At 36.2% G+C, this 20,910-nt stretch carries 24 protein-coding genes; 13 read left to right on the top strand and 11 right to left on the bottom strand.

Annotation, left to right across the window (positions count from 1 at the left end; genetic code table 11):
* Positions 1-20 precede the first annotated feature (20 nt).
* Positions 21-1,046, bottom strand: a complete 1,026-nt coding sequence (locus tag PFY09_RS13945) for a rod shape-determining protein (RefSeq protein WP_271160104.1) — start codon at positions 1,044-1,046, stop codon at positions 21-23.
* A gap of 394 nt (positions 1,047-1,440) precedes the next feature.
* On the opposite strand from PFY09_RS13945, the gene hemA reads away from it, so the two are divergent.
* The 8 genes from hemA to PFY09_RS13905 all read left to right on the top strand — a co-directional run bounded on the left by hemA (position 1,441) and on the right by PFY09_RS13905 (position 7,315).
* Positions 1,441-2,715 (top strand): glutamyl-tRNA reductase, encoded by a 1,275-nt coding sequence (hemA, locus tag PFY09_RS13940; protein WP_271160103.1) that lies wholly within the window; start codon positions 1,441-1,443, stop codon positions 2,713-2,715.
* Positions 2,702-3,613, top strand: coding sequence for a hydroxymethylbilane synthase (hemC, locus tag PFY09_RS13935; RefSeq protein ID WP_271160102.1), 912 nt, complete (start codon positions 2,702-2,704; stop codon positions 3,611-3,613). Before hemA ends, hemC begins: the two co-directional genes overlap by 14 nt.
* Before the next feature lie 42 nt (positions 3,614-3,655).
* A complete protein-coding gene (locus PFY09_RS13930) occupies positions 3,656-4,237 on the top strand; it encodes a DUF1287 domain-containing protein (RefSeq protein WP_256040001.1) in 582 nt (193 codons plus the stop codon).
* Entirely contained in the window at positions 4,237-4,896 is a 660-nt protein-coding gene (locus tag PFY09_RS13925; protein WP_271160101.1) for a peptidoglycan recognition protein family protein, read from the top strand. The genes PFY09_RS13930 and PFY09_RS13925 overlap by 1 nt, the downstream gene beginning before the upstream one ends.
* On the top strand, positions 4,896-5,579 hold the full coding sequence (locus PFY09_RS13920; RefSeq protein WP_271160100.1) for a uroporphyrinogen-III synthase: 684 nt from the start codon (positions 4,896-4,898) through the stop codon (positions 5,577-5,579). The genes PFY09_RS13925 and PFY09_RS13920 overlap by 1 nt, the downstream gene beginning before the upstream one ends.
* 40 nt (positions 5,580-5,619) lie before the next feature.
* Complete coding sequence (gene hemE / locus PFY09_RS13915; RefSeq protein ID WP_108408911.1) at positions 5,620-6,657, top strand: uroporphyrinogen decarboxylase; 1,038 nt, start codon at positions 5,620-5,622, stop codon at positions 6,655-6,657.
* 104 nt (positions 6,658-6,761) lie between these two features.
* Entirely contained in the window at positions 6,762-6,998 is a 237-nt protein-coding gene (locus tag PFY09_RS13910) for a hypothetical protein (protein WP_087708537.1), read from the top strand.
* Positions 6,995-7,315, top strand: coding sequence for a type II toxin-antitoxin system RelE/ParE family toxin (locus PFY09_RS13905; RefSeq protein WP_271160099.1), 321 nt, complete (start codon positions 6,995-6,997; stop codon positions 7,313-7,315). The genes PFY09_RS13910 and PFY09_RS13905 overlap by 4 nt, the downstream gene beginning before the upstream one ends.
* Before the next feature lie 56 nt (positions 7,316-7,371).
* On the opposite strand, the gene PFY09_RS13900 is transcribed toward PFY09_RS13905, so the two are convergent.
* The 6 genes from PFY09_RS13900 to porD form a co-directional block, all read right to left on the bottom strand.
* Positions 7,372-8,004 (bottom strand): nitroreductase family protein, encoded by a 633-nt coding sequence (locus tag PFY09_RS13900; protein WP_271160098.1) that lies wholly within the window; start codon positions 8,002-8,004, stop codon positions 7,372-7,374.
* Positions 8,005-8,087: 83 nt separating this feature from the next.
* Positions 8,088-8,819, bottom strand: a complete 732-nt coding sequence (locus PFY09_RS13895; protein WP_271160097.1) for an ABC transporter ATP-binding protein — start codon at positions 8,817-8,819, stop codon at positions 8,088-8,090.
* Position 8,820: 1 nt separating this feature from the next.
* Positions 8,821-10,287 carry a DUF5687 family protein gene (locus PFY09_RS13890; RefSeq protein WP_271160096.1) on the bottom strand — a complete coding sequence of 489 codons (1,467 nt, stop codon included), beginning with the start codon at positions 10,285-10,287 and terminating at the stop codon, positions 8,821-8,823.
* A 68-nt stretch (positions 10,288-10,355) separates the two neighbouring features.
* Positions 10,356-11,021: a hypothetical protein gene (locus tag PFY09_RS13885; RefSeq protein ID WP_271160095.1), complete on the bottom strand. Its 666-nt coding sequence runs from the start codon at positions 11,019-11,021 to the stop codon at positions 10,356-10,358.
* A 75-nt stretch (positions 11,022-11,096) separates the two neighbouring features.
* On the bottom strand, positions 11,097-12,746 hold the full coding sequence (locus PFY09_RS13880; protein ID WP_256040007.1) for a DNA repair protein RecN: 1,650 nt from the start codon (positions 12,744-12,746) through the stop codon (positions 11,097-11,099).
* Between the two features lie 62 nt (positions 12,747-12,808).
* Positions 12,809-13,717: a type IX secretion system protein PorD gene (porD, locus tag PFY09_RS13875; RefSeq protein ID WP_108409108.1), complete on the bottom strand. Its 909-nt coding sequence runs from the start codon at positions 13,715-13,717 to the stop codon at positions 12,809-12,811.
* 299 nt (positions 13,718-14,016) lie between these two features.
* Here porD and PFY09_RS13870 point away from each other — a divergent pair, with 299 nt between their 5' ends.
* Positions 14,017-14,766, top strand: coding sequence for a hypothetical protein (locus PFY09_RS13870; RefSeq protein ID WP_271160094.1), 750 nt, complete (start codon positions 14,017-14,019; stop codon positions 14,764-14,766).
* A gap of 32 nt (positions 14,767-14,798) precedes the next feature.
* Here PFY09_RS13870 and coaBC read toward each other — a convergent pair whose 3' ends face one another.
* The 4 genes from coaBC to PFY09_RS13850 all read right to left on the bottom strand — a co-directional run bounded on the left by coaBC (position 14,799) and on the right by PFY09_RS13850 (position 18,232).
* Positions 14,799-16,016 carry a bifunctional phosphopantothenoylcysteine decarboxylase/phosphopantothenate--cysteine ligase CoaBC gene (gene coaBC / locus PFY09_RS13865; protein ID WP_271160093.1) on the bottom strand — a complete coding sequence of 406 codons (1,218 nt, stop codon included), beginning with the start codon at positions 16,014-16,016 and terminating at the stop codon, positions 14,799-14,801.
* A gap of 122 nt (positions 16,017-16,138) precedes the next feature.
* Complete coding sequence (locus PFY09_RS13860; protein ID WP_034681463.1) at positions 16,139-16,462, bottom strand: DNA-directed RNA polymerase subunit omega; 324 nt, start codon at positions 16,460-16,462, stop codon at positions 16,139-16,141.
* A 41-nt stretch (positions 16,463-16,503) separates the two neighbouring features.
* Positions 16,504-17,499, bottom strand: coding sequence for an outer membrane protein assembly factor BamD (locus tag PFY09_RS13855; RefSeq protein WP_271160092.1), 996 nt, complete (start codon positions 17,497-17,499; stop codon positions 16,504-16,506).
* Positions 17,500-17,602: 103 nt separating this feature from the next.
* Positions 17,603-18,232 carry a TetR/AcrR family transcriptional regulator gene (locus PFY09_RS13850; RefSeq protein WP_076391359.1) on the bottom strand — a complete coding sequence of 210 codons (630 nt, stop codon included), beginning with the start codon at positions 18,230-18,232 and terminating at the stop codon, positions 17,603-17,605.
* Positions 18,233-18,330: 98 nt separating this feature from the next.
* Between PFY09_RS13850 and PFY09_RS13845 the strand changes: the two genes are divergently transcribed.
* From PFY09_RS13845 to PFY09_RS13830, 4 genes are all read left to right on the top strand, one after another.
* On the top strand, positions 18,331-18,957 hold the full coding sequence (locus tag PFY09_RS13845; RefSeq protein WP_271160091.1) for a TatD family hydrolase: 627 nt from the start codon (positions 18,331-18,333) through the stop codon (positions 18,955-18,957).
* Complete coding sequence (locus tag PFY09_RS13840) at positions 18,950-19,675, top strand: tRNA threonylcarbamoyladenosine dehydratase (RefSeq protein ID WP_271160090.1); 726 nt, start codon at positions 18,950-18,952, stop codon at positions 19,673-19,675. The genes PFY09_RS13845 and PFY09_RS13840 overlap by 8 nt, the downstream gene beginning before the upstream one ends.
* 100 nt (positions 19,676-19,775) lie before the next feature.
* Positions 19,776-20,150, top strand: coding sequence for a ribonuclease P protein component (gene rnpA, locus PFY09_RS13835; protein WP_271160089.1), 375 nt, complete (start codon positions 19,776-19,778; stop codon positions 20,148-20,150).
* A gap of 126 nt (positions 20,151-20,276) precedes the next feature.
* The gene (locus tag PFY09_RS13830; RefSeq protein WP_116547681.1) at positions 20,277-20,885 is read left to right on the top strand and encodes a DUF4126 domain-containing protein; all 609 of its coding nucleotides are present in this window, start codon (positions 20,277-20,279) and stop codon (positions 20,883-20,885) included.
* Positions 20,886-20,910: the final 25 nt, after the last annotated feature.

Below are 20,910 nucleotides of genomic sequence, written 5' to 3'. Positions count from 1 at the left end.
TGTTTCGTAAAAAGTTAGAATTATTTAATTAAGAAATTGAATTTATCCATATTCTTAAGTGCAATACCTGTTCCGCGAACAACCGCTCTCAACGGATCTTCTGCTACAAATACAGGAAGACCTGTCTTTTTGTGCAATCTGTCTGCAAGACCTCTTAATAATGCACCGCCATAAGCAAGATAAATTCCTGTCTTATAAATATCTGCCGCCAATTCCGGAGGAGTAAGAGAAAGTGTTTCCATTACCGCATCTTCAATTCTGATGATCGATTTGTCCAATGCTCTTGCAATCTCTTTATAACCCACCATAATTTCTTTTGGCTTTCCTGTAATAAGGTCTCTTCCCTGTACCGGAATATCTTCGATATCTACGTCTAGGTCTTCAACGGCAGAACCAACTTCGATTTTAATTCTCTCCGCTGTTCTTTCTCCGATATATAAGTTGTGATGCGTTCTTAAGTAATACGCGATGTCATTCGTAAATACATCTCCCGCAATTTTTACAGATTTATCGCAAACGATACCTCCTAAAGCTACAACAGCAATTTCTGTAGTACCGCCACCTATATCGATGATCATGTTTCCTTCAGGTTTCTGTACGTCGATTCCAACCCCTATTGCTGCAGCCATCGGCTCATAAATCAAACGAACTTCTTTAGCGTTTACTTTCTGGGCAGAATCTCTTACCGCTCTTTTTTCAACCTCTGTAATTCCGGAAGGAATACAGATTACGATTCTTAATGCGGGCTGAATAAATTTCCCTTTAATTCCCGGAATTTTTTTGATAAATTCCTTAATCATGTGTTCAGAAGCGTGGAAATCGGCAATTACCCCGTCTTTCAACGGACGGATTGTTTTGATGTCCTCATGAGTTTTCCCCTGCATGTGTTTCGCCTGTTCACCCACGGCAATCGGTCTGCCTGTCGAACGCTCGATCGCGACAATAGACGGCTGGTCTATAACAATTTTATTATTATGGATGATAAGGGTGTTGGCAGTACCAAGGTCTATCGCAATTTCTTGCGTAAACATATCGAATAAACTCATACTTTTACTTCTGATTTTTTAAAGAGTTACAAAGATATAAATTTAAGACTACCAAAGAAATTCCGCGGGCATATAATTTGGTTAAATTTTTATTAAAATTTGTAATCGGCTATTAACTTTTGCTCTAAGCATTTACAGAATTTATTTTAAGCTGGATTTAAGATAAACACAGGCGTAATGCAGGTAAAACGGCAGTCCTTCACTTCTTCTTTTTTGTGAAATATCTTTACGGAGTATCCAAATGATGAAAATTTATCTTTTTTAAAAAATAATTTTAACGTTTATTAACAACAAGGCATCCTATTTTACCATCTCCGAAATAGTTTTTTACGATAATTATCATATACATTTTCAGAAAGTGGTTTGCTAAAAAAAACGTAAATTTGCCACGCTTATGTTACAATATTCAAACATACATCAGACGTCTAATTTTGCTGTGCTTTCCGTTAGTTTCGAAAAAGCTGACGCAGAAACAAGAGGTAAATTTGCATTTTTTGATGAAAACATTAAGAATTTCGTTACCCGGATCCATAATGAAGATTTAGGGGATTCATTTGTCGTTTCGACTTGTAACAGAACCGAAATTTACACCACTTCTCCCAACTATCTTCTTGTTGCTGAAGAATACTGCAAAACAATCGGGGTTAATCTGATGGATTTTCTTCAGTTTGCCAATATTTTAACGAAAGAAGAAGCTTTAATCCACCTTTTCAGAGTCGCAGCCGGACTTGAAAGCCAGATTATAGGAGATTTTGAAATCATCGGACAGATTAAAAAAGCCTACAACCGTTTCAAAAAAGAAAGACAGAACTCTAATCCTTATCTGGAAAGAGCCATCAATTCCGCCATTCAGATTTCGAAAAGAATAAAAAACGAAACCGGAATTTCCAACGGAGCGGCTTCTGTTTCTTATGCGGCGGTTCATTATATTTTAAACAGCCAGAAAAGAATTACCGAAAAAAATATTCTTCTGCTTGGTGTAGGAGAAATCGGGCAGAATACGGTTGAAAATCTGGTAAAACACGTTTACCAGCCGAAAATAAAAATTGCCAACAGAACTCAGGAAACGGCAGCTAAGATTTCCGAGAAGTACAATATTCCGCATATTGATTACGCCGATTTTGATAAAGAATTGGGCAATACAGATATTCTTATAGTTGCGACCGGAGCGAGACATCCCATCGTGAACAGATCTCATTTTCCGAACGGAAAAGAAACTTTGGTAATTGATTTATCCATCCCGAATAACGTGGATAAAAATGTAAAGGAGAATAAAAATGTAACGCTGATCGACGTGGATGAACTTTCCAAACAGATTCAGGAAACTATTCAGCAGAGAGAAAAAGAGATCCCGAAAGCCGAAAAAATCATCAAGGAAATGACGAAAGACTTTCTTGAGTGGGAAAAAAAGAGAAAACTCGCACCCAATATCCATCATTTCAAAGCGGTTCTTAAGAATATGGAACGCAATGAAATGCATAATTTTTACAAAAAAAATAAATATATAAACATCACGGATATGGAACTTTCTGATAAAATGATCCAGAAAATTACCAACCGTTTTGCAAAATATATCATCGATAATCCTTTAAAAGCCGAAGAAATTAGTAAATTAATGCACGAAATATTAGTTGAACAACCAAACAACGAATTCAATGAAAAGCATTAGAATCGGAACCAGAAATTCTGCACTGGCACTTTGGCAGGCTAGAGAAGTTGCGAGGCATCTTCAGAACAACAATTATTTAACGGAAATCGTTCCTATTGTCTCTTCAGGCGATAAAAACCTTACACAACCCCTGTATTCATTAGGAATTACAGGAGTTTTCACCAGAGATCTTGATGTTGCCTTATTAAACGACGAAATTGATATTGCCGTACATTCTTTAAAGGATGTGCCTACAAAACTTCCCGAAAACCTTGAGATCGTTTCTTATCTGGAAAGAGATTTTCCGCAGGATGTTTTGGTTCGAAAGGAATCTGCAAAAAACAAAGAACTTCATGAGCTTAAACTGGCAACCAGCAGTTTAAGAAGAAGAGCATTCTGGCTGAAAAACTTCCCCAATGCTGAATTTTCGGACATTCGTGGAAATATTCAGACAAGGCTTCAGAAGCTGGAAGAAGGAGATTTTGATGCGACCATTCTGTCTCTGGCAGGAATTAAGAGAATGAAAATGGACATTGATTATGAAATGATTCCGTTTTTAATTCCGGCTCCTTCGCAGGGAGTGATTGCTGTCGCAGGACATTCAGACAAAACTGAAATCAATGAAATCATCAGACAGTTTACCAATCATAAAAATACGCAGATCTGTGTGGAAATGGAAAGAAATTTCCTGAGCACGCTGGAAGGAGGCTGTACAGCACCTATCGGAGCATTTGCCGAGCTTTTTGAAGACCAGATCCGTTTCAAGGCAGCGCTTTGTTCTCTGGATGGTAAGAATAGCATCGCAACCGATGAAAGCTTCATATATAATAATGAAGAAAATTTCGGGGAAAAATTTGCAAAAACTGTTCTTGAAAACGGCGGAAAAGAATTGATGGCGGAAATTAAAAGCCAGATCTAAAATTCACTTTTTACATTTTAACTTTTAAGGTTCCGGATTTCTATGAAGAAATATTTCTCAATATTTATTGTAGTTCTTTGCGTGTTTTTTGGAAAAGCACAGAATCAGTTTGCCCAAAAACTTTCTAATGCGGCTTTAAGCCTTACAAAAGACCGTGTAAGTTATGATCCCGCCTATTTCAACATCAAGTATCCGAACGGAGACGTTCCCGCAGACAAAGGTGTCTGTACCGATGTTGTGATTCGTGCTTACCGAAAACTGGGGATTGATCTTCAGAAGGAAGTGCATGAAGATATGGCGAAAAATTTTTCTAAATATCCTAAAAAATGGGGACTGAAAAAGCCCGACACGAATATCGACCATCGCAGAGTTCCCAACCTGAGAGTGTTCTTTGCCAAATTTGGAAAATCTAAATCTATTGAAACCAAACCGGAATTATATGTTCCCGGAGATATTGTAACCTGGGATCTTCCGGGAAATTTAACGCACATCGGAATTGTAGTGAACAGAAAATCGGCGGACGGAAAAAGGTATTTAATAGTACACAATATCGGAGGCGGACAGGTTTTGGAAGATTGTTTGTTTAAGTTTACCATTACAGGACATTATCAATATCAGAAATAATGACGAGAAATGTAATCTGTTTATTGGGGTTTATGTTGATAGGTTTTGCATCAGCTCAAAAAAATGAACTGAAAATCATCAATAAGCCTATCAATTATTCTGAAGAAAGAGTTAGTTTAAGTTTGGAATATCTGAAAGAGCATCACGGTTTGGTTCAGAAAACACCGACGATTGTTCCGAAAATGATTGTTCTTCATTATACGGCAGGCGGAAATGTGGAAAGCAATTTTAAATATTTCAACAAAACGCATCTTGAAAACGCAAGAAATACCCTGAAAAAGCAAAGTACGCTGAATGTTTCTTCACAATTCATCATTGACAGAGACGGAACGGTTTACCAGTTGATGGAACCGAATCAGTTTGCCAGACATACGATTGGCTTGAATTACTGCGCCATCGGAATTGAAAATATCGGAAGTAAAAAAGAACCGCTTACGGACAAACAGGTTTCCGCGAATGCACAACTGATACGGTATTTAACCCAAAAATATAAAATAGAATACCTCATCGGACATTCGGAATACGGAATCTTCAGAAATTCAAAACTCTGGAAAGAATCTGATCCGAATTATTTCACAGGAAAAGAAGATCCGGGAAAAGATTTTATGAACAAAGTAAGGCTTCAGACTGCCGATTTACATTTAAAAGACCAACCGTAATGAATATTTTATTTACCAAAAACCTAGATCCGGCTATTGTAACCAAAGAATTGGGAGACGATGTTTCGTTTGACTGTGTTGAGGTAATTAAAACAAGTTCTATAAAAACTGATGCTTTTGATCTTAAAGATTATTCATTAATTTTTACCAGCGCAAAAGGAGTAAGTTCATTTTTTAAAAACGGATTTAAACCTAACGAAGATTTTACGGCAAAAAACTACAATAAAATCTATTGCGTCGGTGAAAAGACGAAAAAAGAGCTGAGAAAAAACGGATTCGGAACGTTTAAAGTCCTGAAAAACGCGGAAGAACTTTCACGGTTTATTATTATGCACTGTCAGCAGGAAAAATTTCTTCATTTCTGTGGAAATATCGCATTAGACGTGCTTGACAAAAATCTTCCTCTTCAAAACATCAGCTACAGAAAAATCACGGTCTACAATACAGAGGAAATCAATCCGTTGATAAATGAAAAATATCATGCCGCAGTGTTTTTTAGTCCGAGCGGAGTTCGTAGTTTTGCAAATCGAAATTCTTTTGGGGATATGATTCTGGTTTCCATTGGAGAAACTACTGCCAATGAACTCAGAAAGCATACTTCAAAGCCTGCTTTGGTTTCGGAAGGAAGCACATTACTGTCTGTTCTGAAGCTGATCCGAAAAGAGATTTTAAATAAAAATTGATATTTTAATTGTCATTCTTGGCAATAAAGTCTAGTATATTATGATTAAAAACGACCTATACTTAAAAGCACTTCGCGGAGAAACCGTAGAAAGACCGCCGGTTTGGATGATGAGACAGGCTGGAAGATATTTGCCGGAATTTATTGCATTACGCGACAAATACGACTTCTTCACAAGATGTCAGACACCGGAACTTGCTTCCGAAATTACCGTACAGCCAATCAGAAGATTTCCTTTGGATGCAGCGATTTTATTCTCTGATATTCTCGTTGTTCCGCAGGCAATGGGAATTGATTTCAAAATGAAGGAATCTGTAGGTCCATGGCTGGATAATCCGATCAGAACGATGGAAGATGTGCAGAATGTGGTGGTTCCAGATGTGAATGATACGTTAGGTTATGTTTTTGATGCCATTGAACTGACTTTACAGAAATTAGATAATGAAATTCCGTTGATTGGTTTTGCAGGTTCTCCGTGGACGATACTTTGCTATTGTGTGGAAGGAAAAGGAAGCAAGGCTTTTGATATTGCCAAGTCTTTCTGCTTTACACAACCGGAAGCGGCGCATTTATTACTTCAAAAAATTACCGATACCACAATCGCTTATCTGAAAAGAAAGGTTGAAAAAGGGGTTTCTGCGGTTCAGGTTTTCGATTCATGGGGCGGAATGCTTTCTCCGGCAGATTATCAGGAATTTTCATGGAAATACATCAACCAGATCGTTGAAGCTTTAAGCCCTTTAACGCACGTTGTGGTTTTCGGAAAAGGATGCTGGTTTGCTCTGGAAGATATGGCGCAATCTCCGGTTTCTGCTTTGGGTGTTGACTGGACGATTAAGCCTGAGTTTGCAAGAACTTTAACCAATCATACAATGACGCTTCAGGGAAATTTTGATCCTGCAAGACTGCATTCAACTCCGGAAACAATTAAAAAAATGGTTACGGAAATGATCAACCGTTTCGGCAAAGACCGTTACATTGCTAATTTAGGACACGGCATTTTACCGAATATTCCTGTGGAAAATGCAGAAGCGTTCATCAGAGCAGTGGTGGATTGGAAACCGAATGCTGAGTTTTAGTATTTAAATACATATAGAATAAAAATCCCTTTCCAAAAACCAATTGAAAGAGATTTTAATTTTAAAATAATTTTTATACATTTGATTATCAAATATTTCTAAAAATGGATATCCAAAGCAGAAAATTAGCTTTTATACAGGCTTTTCTCAACCTTCAGAGTGAGGAAATGATTGTTCAGTTTGAAAAACTCATGAAGAAAGCTAAAAATATGGATGAAGAAAATCAATTTAAGCCTTTCTCCACAGAAGAAATGAATGAAAGAATTTCAAGATCCGAAGATGACTTCAACAATAAAAAATTCAAAACCACTTCTGAACTTCTGTCAAAATACGAAAGGTGAAATATAAAATCATTTGGTCGGAATTTTCAGAAAAGCAGATTGATGATATTTTTAATTACTATGAATTAACATCAGGAAGCTACAAAGTTGCTTTAAAAATTGTTACTAGAGTTCTAACAGCTCCGGATAAATTAATTGACAACCCTAAAATGGGTCAGAGAGAATTTTTACTTGAAGACAGAATCATCCCGTATCACTACATTGTAGAGTCTAACTATAAAATTATTTACTCTGTAGACGAGGAAAATCAGTTGATTAAAATTGCAGATGTTTTTGATACAAGACAAAATCCTAAAAAGATAGATCGCGAAAAATAAATAAAACACCCTTTCAATTGCTGAAAGGGTGTTTCTATGAGTAAAATAATCAATAATTACTTGATTTCTGTAATAAAGTCTTCTTTGGGTTTTCTTATTTTCGTAAGATTTACCAACCAGTCGTTGGAAGCATCTCTGTAGCCGATCGGTAATAAAAGAACGCTTTTTAAACCTTTTTCCTGCAGGTTTAAAATCTTATCAACTTCTTCAGGAATAAATCCTTCCATTGGTGTAGAATCTACCTCTTCAAAAGCGGCTGCAATAATCGCAGCTCCAAATCCGATATAAGCCTGTTTTGCAGCATGAGTGAAGTTTTCTTCAGCAGATCTTTGCGGATAGGTATTCAACAACATTTGTCTGTAATTTTCCCAACCTTCATTTTTAAATCCTCTTACTTCATTGGTAAGATCAAACATTGCATTGATTCTTTCTTCTGTGTAAGTATCCCACGCTGCAAAAACCAACAGATGCGAACAATCTGTAATCTGCGGCTGATTCCATGCATGAGGCTTGATCTGTTCTTTAACTTCCTGATTGGTAATCACTATAATTTCAAAAGGCTGTAGACCGCTTGATGTAGGAGCCAGTCTTGCCGCTTCTACTATTCTATCCACTTTTTCCTGTGGTACTTTCTGACCGTTCATTGCTTTGGCAGCATATCTCCAGTTCAGTTTTTCAATTAATTCCATAGATTAAATTTTAACCTGACAAAATTAGCGGATGTACCACAATTACAGATCAACGATTTTCAAATTTGATGTATTGGAATTATCTATAATACAGAATCCTCTTCTATCGGACTGGAAATCTGATCTGCAAAATACTGCTCCAGATCTTTCAGCGTTTCAGGGTTGGTCTGAATATCTTTTACCAATTGCCCTTTGTTTACGACTACAATTCTGTTGCATACTTCTGTAGTATGCGAAAGATCGTGGCTGGAAATAAGGAAAGTCACCCCATCATGTTTAGACAGTTCTTTAATTAAGTTTTTAAGCTTGATCTGTGTGGAAGGATCCAGATTGGCAAAAGGTTCATCCAGAATAATGATTTCGGGATTTCCGATGATGGCGCCCACAATTCCTACTTTTTTCTGGTTTCCTTTGGAAAGATCGCGGACGTATTTTCCGGAGTTTAAAATTTCTCCGCTGAAAAGATCATGAAACTGTTTTAAAAAAGCATCAACAGAAGCTTTGTTCTGCCCTCTCAGTTCCCCGATGAAATAGAAATATTCTTCCGGTGTAAGATAACCGATGAGGAAAGAATCGTCTACAAAAGCGGAAACTTTGTTTTTCCATGCTTCAGATTCATTTACTTTTATCCCGTCGATGCTTACAAATCCCGTAGAAGCCTGAATAAGATCAAGCATTAAGCTGAAAAGAGTGGTTTTTCCGGCTCCGTTGTTTCCTACAAGACCGAATGTTTCCCCTTTCGGAATTTCCAGATGTTCTATATTTAAAACGGTTGCTTTACCGTATGTTTTTGTTAAATTATTAATGGTGATCATATTAATCTTTGTTTTTGAATGCTTCTAATGTACTGTATTTTTCTACCTTGTAATGTTTTACGATAATATCGAAGATCTTTTCTCTGATAAAAAATCCGATTACTCCTAAAACTCCGATACTGATAACTCCCGCTGTAATACTGAAAAATTTCTGCATCAATGCGAAAACAAGCATCGGAAGAAACATCTTCGGAATTAAAAGCAGGAGCGCTTTCACGTTAAAGCTGTTTTTCTGTCCGAATCTTTTTTCTTTGGCATTAAGATCCATCTGCGTTTTGTTAAAAGCTCCCGACCAAAGTGTAAACTGGGAATTTACTCCGATATTGTAAATTCCGGCAGCGAAGAATGTAAGATACATTTCCCAACCGAAATAGGCATAGCAAACCGCCAGAATCATGGAAAAAGCGGTGACAATATTCATCAGCCACCATTTTGCTTTCAGGTATTCTTTGTAAGGAACATTCAGCGTCATCATCAAAGGATAGTAAGAGCTGTCGAAAGCGGGAACCCTCTGTCCAAACATAAACTGAAATCCTCCGGTTACAAATAATCCCATGAACATCATCATCGCCGGTGTTTTGTAAATCGGTGACGAAAACATCAGCAATCCGTAGAAAAGAAACATAATGCTTCCCCACAAAATCCCTTTCGTTACCTTATTGCGTTTCAGCATTTTAATATCATTGTTGATGAACGTTCCGATCGCTCCGTATTTGTTGAGAAAGGTAATATTCTCGGTTCTTCCGATCTCTTTTTTAGCTTCCAGACCTTCATCCAGATAAAATATTTTTCGGATATGGTTATAGCAGATTCTCCACAACCCGAAAAACAACCCGATTGAAATCACTACAAAATAAGGTCTTTCAAAAAAATTATAAAAGAACTGCTCAGAATAATCCAGAACCGGAACAATATTGTAATACGCCAATCCTGCAACTGCTGCAAAAACACATCCGACAACAATGGCAATGGTTTCTTTATCGTTAAAAAGAATATTGATAAAATTATTGAGATAAAATAACAACGAAATCCCAATGAGCCATCCAACAACGCCTAAAACATCATATCCGTTGAATAATGCAATGATGGAAAAAGTAATCAGGAACAGGGAATTGAACCAACTGAAAGCTGACAGAAATGTTTTTCCCAGCATATAATTCACCAATGTCTTTTTGGGAATATTCAGCGTAAGAAACGGCTTGATATTCTGTGTCGGCAATTCCTGCCATATGTATTTGGCAATGAGATCAACCGCCCAAGCTGCAATCATGAATTTTGAAACTACTTTAAAGGGATTCTGATGCATTTCTTCCTGTATATAAAAAAATGCGCCGAAAGCTCCTCCTACAAGACAAGCCATAAAATAAAGAATCCCGATAAAACGAAGAATCTTCATTGCCAGATTGATTCCTAAAGAACTGCCCCGAAAAAAGCTTTTGATTTCTAATCTGAGGAATTTTAAAAACATAGCCATCTTTTATTACATTAGTTTGTATAAAGATAGAATTGTTACAGAATTTATATACAGGAGCTTAATTAATTACAATCTTTGGCTGTATCTAAAAAGATTTTTTCCTTTTTCCAGAAATTTCCGGAATCTTTATATTTTAGCTGTATGGATAATATTCCTTTTTTAAACTGAAAATTTTCAAACAATTCTTCTGCATACAATAAATCCGAGTTTTTCAGCATATTTTCAATTTTCTTTTGAGAAACTTTTATTCTGCAAGATTGATTGGTATTGAGATTAGTAAATAATACTTCATCATTTCCCGACATTGTCAATACATAAGGATTCTTGGAAGAATCATCGCTAAAAATTGCAGTTCCCAGTTCAGCAATCTTTTTCCCTGTTTCTTTGCTGTAAAGAATATATTCATGAGGATCACAACATCCGGAAGCCCTGCTGTTTTCTATTAAAAATGAATTTTTATATTCAGTCCACTGAATGTATCCTAATCTGGTCGTAAACTCCATTGTCTTTTTATCCAGCGAATATATTTTACGCCGAATTTTCCCTTTTTGAAACGTAATCCAGGAAGCATTGCAGTTGTATTCCCAATATATTCTTGCTTTATTTTTAAATACTGTCGGTTGACAGGAAATTAAGTTTTTTAATTCCGGCTTTTTTGAACAGCCACAGTTTTGACTGTACACTAAATGTAAAAAGAGCGAGAATATGACAATTAATAATTGTTTCATGAATATAGATAAAATTCAAATATAAAAAAGACCTCTGAAAATCCAGAAGTCCTATATCATTTATTTCGTTAAAACCTATCCTATCAACTCTTTCGCTTGCGCCAAAGCCGCTTCGGTAATCTTACTTCCGGAAAGCAACTGTGCAATCTCGTTCAGTTTTTCTTCGTCACTTAATGGGACAATGGTAGATTGTGTTTTTCCGGCGATGTCCTGTTTCAGCACTTTATAATTGTTATTTCCTTTTGCGGCAACCTGTGCTAAGTGAGAGATGACGATTAGTTGCATATCCGCAGACATTTCACGCATCAGATTTCCGATCTCTTCGGCTACTTTTCCGGAAACTCCGGTATCGATTTCATCTAAAATTAAGGTCGGAAGTTCATCGCTTTCTGCAATGATTTTTTTTACCGCCAACATTACCCTTGATCTTTCACCACCGGAAATTGCCGTCTGTATCGGCTTTAACGGAAATCCTGAGTTTGCCTGAAACAAAAGCTGGATATTTTCTTTTCCGAATGGATTGAAGTCCGAAGAATCGTGCAGTTCAATATCAACTCTGGCTTTTTCAAGACCTAATTTTTTGAGCAAAGATTCTGCTTTTTTGATGAAAACAGGGATGCTCTTTTTTCTGTTTTTCGAAAGCTTTTCAGCCAAAGACTGAAGTGTTTTTTCTTTTTTGGAAATGTTTTCTTCCACTTCTTCAATCTGAGCCTCCAGTTCGGACGCACCCTGTTGTTCTCCGGCTAACTGATCTCTGATTTCTTTGAGTTCCGTAAGATCGGAAACATTATGTTTTACAAAAAGATTATTGATTTTGTTGTTCAATTCAACCAGTAGCGCTAAATTTTCCGGATTTACTTCTATGCTTTCCGCTTCATCTTCCAGCTCGGAGATAATGTCTTTTAATTCCACAAAAGACATTTCAAGCCTTTCATCAAGTTCCGCAAAACTCTGGGAAACTTCAGCAATTTTGGCAAGTTTATTTTTCGCTTCATTAAAAAATGACAAAATTCCTACTTCTTCCTGATGAAATCTTGATAAAACCTGAGCCAGATTATCGGAGATCATTTCCGCATTTTCCTGAATGGAAAGCTGATTCTGAAGTTCTTCATAGTCCACATTATCCAGATGTAGTTCCTCAAGCTCGTTCAGAAGAAACGCTTTATAGTCACTTTCTTTATTGGAATCCGAAAGCTGTGTCTGTAGTTTTTTGAGTTGTGTTTTAAGACTTTGAAAATCTGAAAATTCATTCTGATACTCATGAATGATCTGTTTGTTTTCAGAAAGTCCGTCAATGATTTTAAACTGATATTCTGCCGTAAAAAGATTCGACGTTTCAAACTGGGAGTGAATATCAATCAACTGAGAAGACAGTTCCTTTAAAATATCCAGTGTTACAGGGACATCATTGATGAACGCTCTCGATTTTCCGGAAGGTAAAATTTCTCTTCGGATAATGGTCTGGTGTTCGTAATCCAGATCATTTTCGATAAAGAATTTTTTGAACTGATTATTCAGGGAAAATTCCGTTTCTACGATGCTTTTTTCTTCTGCTTTTGAGATCGATTTTACATCTGCTCTTTCACCCAGAATCAATCGGAGCGCACCTAAAATGATAGATTTTCCCGCACCGGTTTCTCCGGTAATCACCTGTAAACCGTTGTGTAATGATACTTCAAGCGTATCAATAAGGGCAAAGTTTTTAATGTAAATTCTCGAAAGCATTGATAATAGCGATTATTTGGCTATTGCAAATATAGAACTTTAGATTTCAGAATTCAAGAGAATTACTGTTTCCATTTATTCCATCTTGCTTCGGTATTTTTTGGCGAAAGGATGATCATTTCATTCTTAAGATCGCCCAGAACAATTCCTCCGTTATTTCCGGAATTGAAGATGTTGAAAATCTCATCTGCCTTCGAATCCATAAAAAGATTGAAGAAATATGCCTGTTGGAATGAGTTTTCGTATTGTTTCAGCTGCATTAAGGCATCAAAAATTACTTTTTTCCCCTGACTCTGGTCCTGATTGAACAGGTTATCCAGTCCCGCTCTGTGATAAGAATAAATGGTTGCACGAAGCTGGCTCCAGTTCGGGCTCATGATTTCTTTGATGAGGATAGAACGGCTTCTCGGCTCATTGATCTGCTTCCAGCCATCATAGGTATTCTGAGATTCTCCGTTCTGCGCAATCTGCTGTGCTTTCTGATACCATTGTGTTCCCGCCATCGACTGAAAACTGTCTGCATCCATTCCCAAAATAACATAAACGTAAAAACTGATCACATCAATTAAATTTTTTCCGGAAAACTGTCTTTCGTTGAAGATAAGGTTTTCATTTTCCACATAATCAAAAGAAAATCTTGTATCCTGAAGGTTAAGCAAAGGAGATTCATACGTTGTGTTGAAAACAGGACGAACTGCCTGTACCACAATACTTCCTCTGAAACGGTTTCCGTCTCTTTCGCTGATCACAATCGCGAAGTTGGATTTTATTTTTTCAAAATTCTGAAGTCTTTTTCCTGTCCAGCTTGTATTGTTGATGAAATCTCTCAAACTTTTCTCCAGAGCTTTGTAGGCAGACTGGTTACTTCCTCCCAATTGCTGGGAATTTACCTGTACCGTTGCCAGTAACTCCTGAGAAAAACTCTGACTGAATAAAAACAGAAGTAAAAATATGCTTAAAAATTTTTTCATTATCTACTAAAAATTGAGAACGGAAATTTATTAAAATTATTCTTAGTATACTACAAAATATCCTGAATTAATCTGAATTCAAATTTAAATAAACTTTACCAAAATTAAAATGACAAACAATTAGTCATACTCTTAATTCTTAGCTTTTTATTTTTAATAAATAATATATTAGATTTAAACTATTTATTTTAAGGAAATGAAATTATATTTAACTCACAATAATTTATATATTGAGAGTTATTATTTAATTTCCCAGTTAAATGTAAAGTTCGAATTTATTATATTGCATTAGGATACTTATGAAAATAATAGAAATTACAAATACTTGGTCATTAGAAAGCGGAGATGATTATTATTACGATATTGGTGATAAAATTAATTCAAAAATATTATTGGATTGTGAAAAATTGAATATAAAAGACGATACAAATGAATTCTTCATTGAAGCGATTTCAAATACAAAATATAGAGCTACAGGCAAAGTTATTTTTAAAGATGAATATTTACTAATCATAGAAAGCACCATAAGATTTGGAATAGTTTTAAACAATGAGTTTAGATTTGGAAACCATAATTATGTAGGAAACAAGAGTATTGATCATAGTGACATAAATATTGGTGATATGATAGAAGCATTTGGAAGTTTTAATCTTGCCAGAATGGACTTTTGTATTTTCACCTATCTTCAGAATGAAAACATACTTCCCAACACCGGTTATGAATGGGAGGTTTTGAATATCTATAAAATAGATACAGATGACTGGGACTTCGTAAGCTTATCTAAATTTGAAAAGGTAGATCAGATAGAAACCTCTAGTCAAAGCATTGAGGATACATATGCAATAGAATTCAGACTTGTTGATACTTCCCCTAAACCATTTGAAGTAGTCAGTACATTTAACGGACACATAAATTCCATATGTTGGCTTGATCCCAGAAATTGGATTATAAATTGTGTCGGAAGAATTGTTGATGGGGTAAAAAAAGGAGAATGGTACTATTTTGACAAAACCGGTAATCACAAAAAAATTTTTGAATATGACGAGTGAGATTCAAAATTGAACACCTGTAATATCATAAACTATTTTTCAATATTATGCCTTAAAACCTGCCCCTCAACGAAATCCAAAATGTCTTTCGCTACCTCTTCTTTAGATTTCAGATCAAATTCTGTTTTTCCCGTTTTGGTAAATATTTTTATTTTATTGGTATCATTTTTAAAACCGGCACCTTCATCACGAAGCGAATTAAGAACAATCATATCCAGATTTTTCTTTTCCAGCTTTCCTTTGGCATTTTCCTCTTCATTATGAGTTTCCAACGCAAAACCGACTAAAAACTGATGGGTTTTCTTCTCACCCATGGTTTTAAGAATGTCCGGATTTTTAACCAGTTCAATCGTTAAATTTTCGTCATTCTTTTTAATTTTTTCTTTGGCGATCTCTTTCGGAGCGTAATCTGCAACGGCTGCACTTGCAATTCCGATGTCTGTTCTATCGTAATACTCCAGAACTTTGGATAACATTTCTTTTGCTGAGGTTACCTTATGCAGTTCAACATTTTCGTTATTGATTTTCTGAGCACTCGGCCCGGAAATTAAAATTACTTTTGCACCTCTTTTTGCCGCTTCTGCCGCCAGAGAAAACCCCATCTTTCCAGAAGAATGGTTTCCGATGAATCTCACAGGATCAATGGCTTCATACGTAGGGCCGGCTGTAATTAAAACCGTTTTCCCTGCTAATGTTTTTTCAGTTTTGGAGTCAAAAAAATCTTCGATTGTTTGTGCTATCGTTTCCGGTTCTGCCATTCTTCCCTGCCCGATTAATCCGCTTGCCAGTTCGCCGCTTTCCGCCGGAATAATATGGTGTCCGAAACTTTCTGCCAATTCCAGATTTTTTGTTGTGGAAGGATGTGCATACATATCCAGATCCATTGCCGGAGCAATAAAAACGGGGCATTTTGCAGACATATAGGTTGCAATCACAAGATTATCGCATAATCCGTGAACCATTTTAGACAATGTCCCTGCGGTACAGGGCGCAACAATCATTACATCTGCCCACAAAGCCATTTCCACGTGACTGTTCCAAGTGCCGTTATCGCTGTAAAAATCTGAGTACACCGGATTTTTGGATAAAGTGGAAATACTGAGTTTGGTAACGAAATGTTCTGCATCAGGCGTCATAATCACCTGAACTTCGGCTCCTTTTTTCACAAAATCTCTGATCAGAAAATGAATTTTATATGCTGCAATTCCTCCGGAAATCGCGATAAGAATTTTTTTACCGGAAAGACTCATTCAATTTTAATTTTTTAAGAATACTAAATTACTTATTTTTTCTCACAAAGCCGTCCAAACAACAAAGGTCATAAAGAAAAAGATTTCCTTATGACCTTCATATATAAAAAATACACTGATTTTTATTTTCTCTCTTCAGTTTTTCTGAAGTACACATCTTCGTTCAGCCATTCTTCGATTGCAATAGAAGTCGGCTTTGGAAGTTTTTCGTAATGTTTAGAGATCTCGATCTGTTCTCTGTTTTCGAAAACTTCTTCCAATGTAGAATTATGAACAGCAAACTCGTCTAGCTTATTGTGAAGTTCTGTGCGAATTTCAGCGTTGATCTGCTCTGCTCTTTTTCCCATGATAACAATCGCTTCGTAGATTGAGCCTACTTTGTCTTCAATCTTATCCTTATCGTAAGTAATGGTATTTACTTCTGCTTTTGTATCTTTTACACTCATTTTGAGAATATTAATTTTATTTAAGTTCGCAAATTTACGAATTATCTTTTAATTTTGAAAGTCGCCGTAAGCGGAGGTGTGCTAATCGCTGCACTATCCCTCTGGATCTGCATTGCTTTCTTTTCTGCATCGATCTGATCCTTCTCCTGCTGAATTGTTTTTGCCTTTTCTGCATTCTGAGCTTCCAGCTTTTTCTGTCTCTCCGTTAAAGCTGCAATTCTTGCTTCCGTATTTTTCTTAACTACGACAAAATCTTTCTTTTCTTTTTCAAGCTTGTTTCTGATTTCCAAAGCTGTTTTAGAAACTTCCGTGTTCGGCATTTCTTTTTCGATCTGTCTTGTGAAAGACAATGCGCTTTCTATACGCTCATCTTTAAGATCATACACCGATTTTGTTGCCAGTTCGTAACGGGATTTTACAATATAATCGTAAATCTGCGGACGAAGTTTGGTACTCGGAAAATCTTCCAGAACATTTTCAAATGCTACATTGGCTGCTTTATATTCTGCCATTTTGTAGTACTGTCTTGCATTTTCGTACGCTTTGAATTCAAGCTTGTAAGACAATTCGTCAATAAGGGTATTGATGTTTTTAGATCTTTCTGAATTCGGATAATTGTTCAGGAAGTCCTGAAGCTCATTAATTGCCGTCTGTGTTGTAGACTGATCCAGATTGTAATCCATTGATCCCTCATAATAACACAAAGCAGACATATATGCCGCTTCTTCTCTTCTTTTATCCTGAGGAAAGCTGATTGCGAAATTTTTAAACTGATTTCCCGCTAATCTGTAGTTTTTGTCGTAATAATTCGCATACGCAGAATTAAAAACCACATTGGGAGCATCATCTGTTCCTGCAACAAGGTTCGGAAGCCTGTCGTAAAGTGCCAAAGCGTTTTTCCACTTCTTTTTAGCAAAGTTTTCATTGGCAGTTTTTAAGATAAGATTTTTATCCGCACTTTTCATTGCTCTTTCCTGCTTACTTACGCAAGAAGCTACTACTGCTACAGTAAAAATACCTAAAATATATTTTTTCATATAAAAAGTTCAACAGTTTTCGGATTACACAGCCGATTTACTAATTTGCAAAAATATAACTTTTTTGCCAATAGATTTTTTTTTATGATTATTTAACGTAATTTTAGTCTGCAGCGTATCCCAAAATGGCAAAAACGGTCATTAAAAGATTCATTCTCACTTTTTTCTCGGCTTCTTTAGCATAGGTTTCCTCGCTTTTGTTAGGAACATACAGTTCATAAAAATTCCTGTTGCGGATCACAAATAAAGTGGAACCGATAATTGTGGTTAAAATATCTTCCGGTTTGGGAGTGAAGGTAAAAACGCCCGAAGCCACGCCTTTTTTAATGACTTCGTCTAATTTTTTAACAAAAAGCTGATAAAAATCCAGCAGTTCATCTTTTAAATTTTCTGTATGGCGAAGTTCCTGCGTAACAAACCCGTGAAAATAATTATATTTAAATAACTGGGAAACAATATATTTAATAATTTCTTTCAGCTGCATTTCCGGTTTCCCGTCTTTAATGGTATCTGCAAATTCTGAAAACGTCTCTCTTGTTTTTAAAACCCTGTACTGATAAAGATACGACATCATCTTTTCTTTCGAGCCAAAATAATAAGAAATCATTGCAACATTAATATTTGCCTTGGAACAAATATCTCTGACGGAGGTTCCCTCATATCCTTTTTTTGCAATAAGTTCTTCCGCGATATCTAAAATATGTATTTGCTTTTCTGTAAATTTTTTCTTCATGAAGTGCACTTTGAGTAAAGTTATGAAATTTTTAACAGATTTATAAACGTTCGTTTAAGAAATTTACGTTAAATCTAAATTAATAGTATTTTTGATCAATGGATTTTTTTGACTTTCATCATCATAAGAAAAATATGCCAAACGGAATTTACAATCTGGATATTGAACAGATTCCGCCGGATGTTCCGTACTCAATAGGCATACATCCGAAAGATATTGATGTGAATGCTGTTGACAGGCAGTTTGAATGGATGAAAAATAGGGTATCTGAAAACTGTTTGGCGATTGGAGAATGCGGTCTGGATTCTTTCGTGGAGACTGATCAGAAGATTCAGGAAGACGTTTTTTTAAGACAGATACAATTTGCGAATGAAGTAAAAAAGCCGATGATCATTCATTGTGTAAGAAAATTTTATGAAGTGATTTCTTTTAAAAAATATGCAGAACAACCCATGATTATTCATGGTTTTAATAAAAAGGAAAGGATTGCGGAAGATCTTCTGAAAAATAATTTTTACCTGAGTTTTGGAAAAGCGGTTTTGTATAATTTATCTTTGCAAAATACTTTGAAAATTACTCCTTTAGATAAAATCTTTCTTGAAACCGACAACGACGATTTCAGCCTCGAAGAATTGTATGGGAAAGTATCTGAAATAAAGGGAATTTCGCTGGAAAATTTAAACAAACAGATTGCAGAAAATTTAGAGACAATAAAAAATGGATAAATACTGGTTGGAAAGAACGGAGCTTCTCGTAAAGGAGGAAGGTTTGGAAAAGTTGAATAAAGCAACAGTTCTTGTTGTCGGTTTGGGTGGTGTCGGTTCTTTTGCTGCAGAATTTCTTGCAAGAGCCGGAGTCGGAAACATGACGATCGTGGACGGTGACACGGTAGATATTACAAACATTAACAGACAGTTACCCGCTTTGCATTCTACAGTAGGAAAACACAAAGTAGAAGTAGTTGCCGAAAGGTTGTTGGATATTAATCCGAAACTTAACCTCATCAAAATCAACGAATTCCTGAATCCTGAAAGAATGGAAGAAATTCTTGACAACGGAAAGTTTGATTATGTTCTGGACTGTATCGACAGTGTAACGCCTAAGCTTTGCCTGATAAAAGCAGCAAAAAAGAGAAAAATAAAACTTGTAAGTTCCATGGGAGCCGGAGGAAAAACCGATCCGAGCAAAGTGATGGTGAAAGACATCAGCAAAACCCAGAACTGCTATCTCGCAAAACAGGTAAGAAAAAGACTTCGAAAAGAAAAAATAAACAAAGGATTTAAATGTGTTTTTTCTGATGAGCTGCAAAAAGACGACAGTTTAAAAATGACGGACGGAACGAATTATAAACGGTCTTTTTATGGAACCATCAGCTTTATTCCTGCAATTTTCGGACTGTATGCCGCAGCGGAAGTCATCAATTATTTAACCAAGAAAAAATAATTTTTTCCCGCAGATTTTACGAAAGTTTCGGATATTTTTGCCTGAATTTTTAAAATCTGTGGGAAAAACATCATACAAATCCTATCTTTACAGTCCGTAAATGACAAACTTCAGATATCCCAGAGCCGAAAAACTCAAGAAAAATACCGAGATCTCTTTACTTTTCGAAAAAGGTAAATGGAGAACGAATGGGAATCTGAGAATCATTATTCTTAAAAACAAACCGGCAACTCCTGTTGAAAGCACGAAATTTGCGGTTTCGGTTTCCAAAAAATATTTTAAAAAAGCGGTTCACAGAAACCGTATCAAAAGGCTTTTAAGAGAATGTTACCGTCTGAATAAAGATCTTTTTAAAGAAGCTTTCGGCGATAAAACAATGGCGATGATGTTTTGGGCTTCTCCGGAAATGCCCGAAAAATTTCAGGATGTAGAGGCACAGTTTATTAAGCTTTGTCAGGCTCAGAAGAAGTCTTAATCTTTTCTATCGCTTATTTTTCCGTTTATTTTTTAAGTTGAATTTCATTCACAGTATTTTTATCAGAAAATTTCTCAGAATTTATTTTTTTGTACCTTCGGGAAAACAATCAATCTGAAAATTAACATGTTAGACAACGTTCCTTATTTACCCTATCTTCTGAGTGCGTTTATTGGTATCGGACTGGCTGCAGCAAGCGGATTCCGGGTATTTCTTCCGATGTTTGCCGTAAGTCTTGCTTCTTATATGCACTGGATTCCCATGAGCGAAAATTTTGAATGGCTTTCCGGACTTCCCACTTTAATCACAACCGGAATTGCGACCATTGTAGAAATTTTAGCCTATTACATTCCTTTTATAGACCATTTGCTGGACACAATTTCTGTTCCGATGGCAACGATTGCAGGTTCTGTTCTGTTTGCCAGTCAGTTTGCAGATCTGGGAACTTTTCCACAGTGGGCTTTAGCTTTAATTGCGGGAGGCGGAACAGCAGCCACCATCAGTTCTGGATTTGCGGGGCTTCGTGCTGCGTCGACTGCAACTACGGGAGGTTTGGGAAATTCCGTCGTCGGAACCGCAGAAACAGCCGGAGCGGGAATCATGGCTTTTTTAGCGATGGTCGCTCCAATTATTGCAGGAATCTGCGCTATTATAATCGTTATAGGTGTTATCGTGTTCGGACGAAGATTATGGCGAAAATTCAGGAAAAATAAAGAACTTCCTCAACAGACATAAAAAATAAAGAGCGGAAAATTTTTCC

Origin of the sequence: Chryseobacterium gambrini (assembly GCF_027920505.1) — a bacterium.
In the GTDB taxonomy this organism is placed as follows: domain Bacteria; phylum Bacteroidota; class Bacteroidia; order Flavobacteriales; family Weeksellaceae; genus Chryseobacterium; species Chryseobacterium gambrini.
Note: the sequence above shows the minus strand (reverse complement) of the source record. Positions and strands in the feature narration are given on the sequence as shown.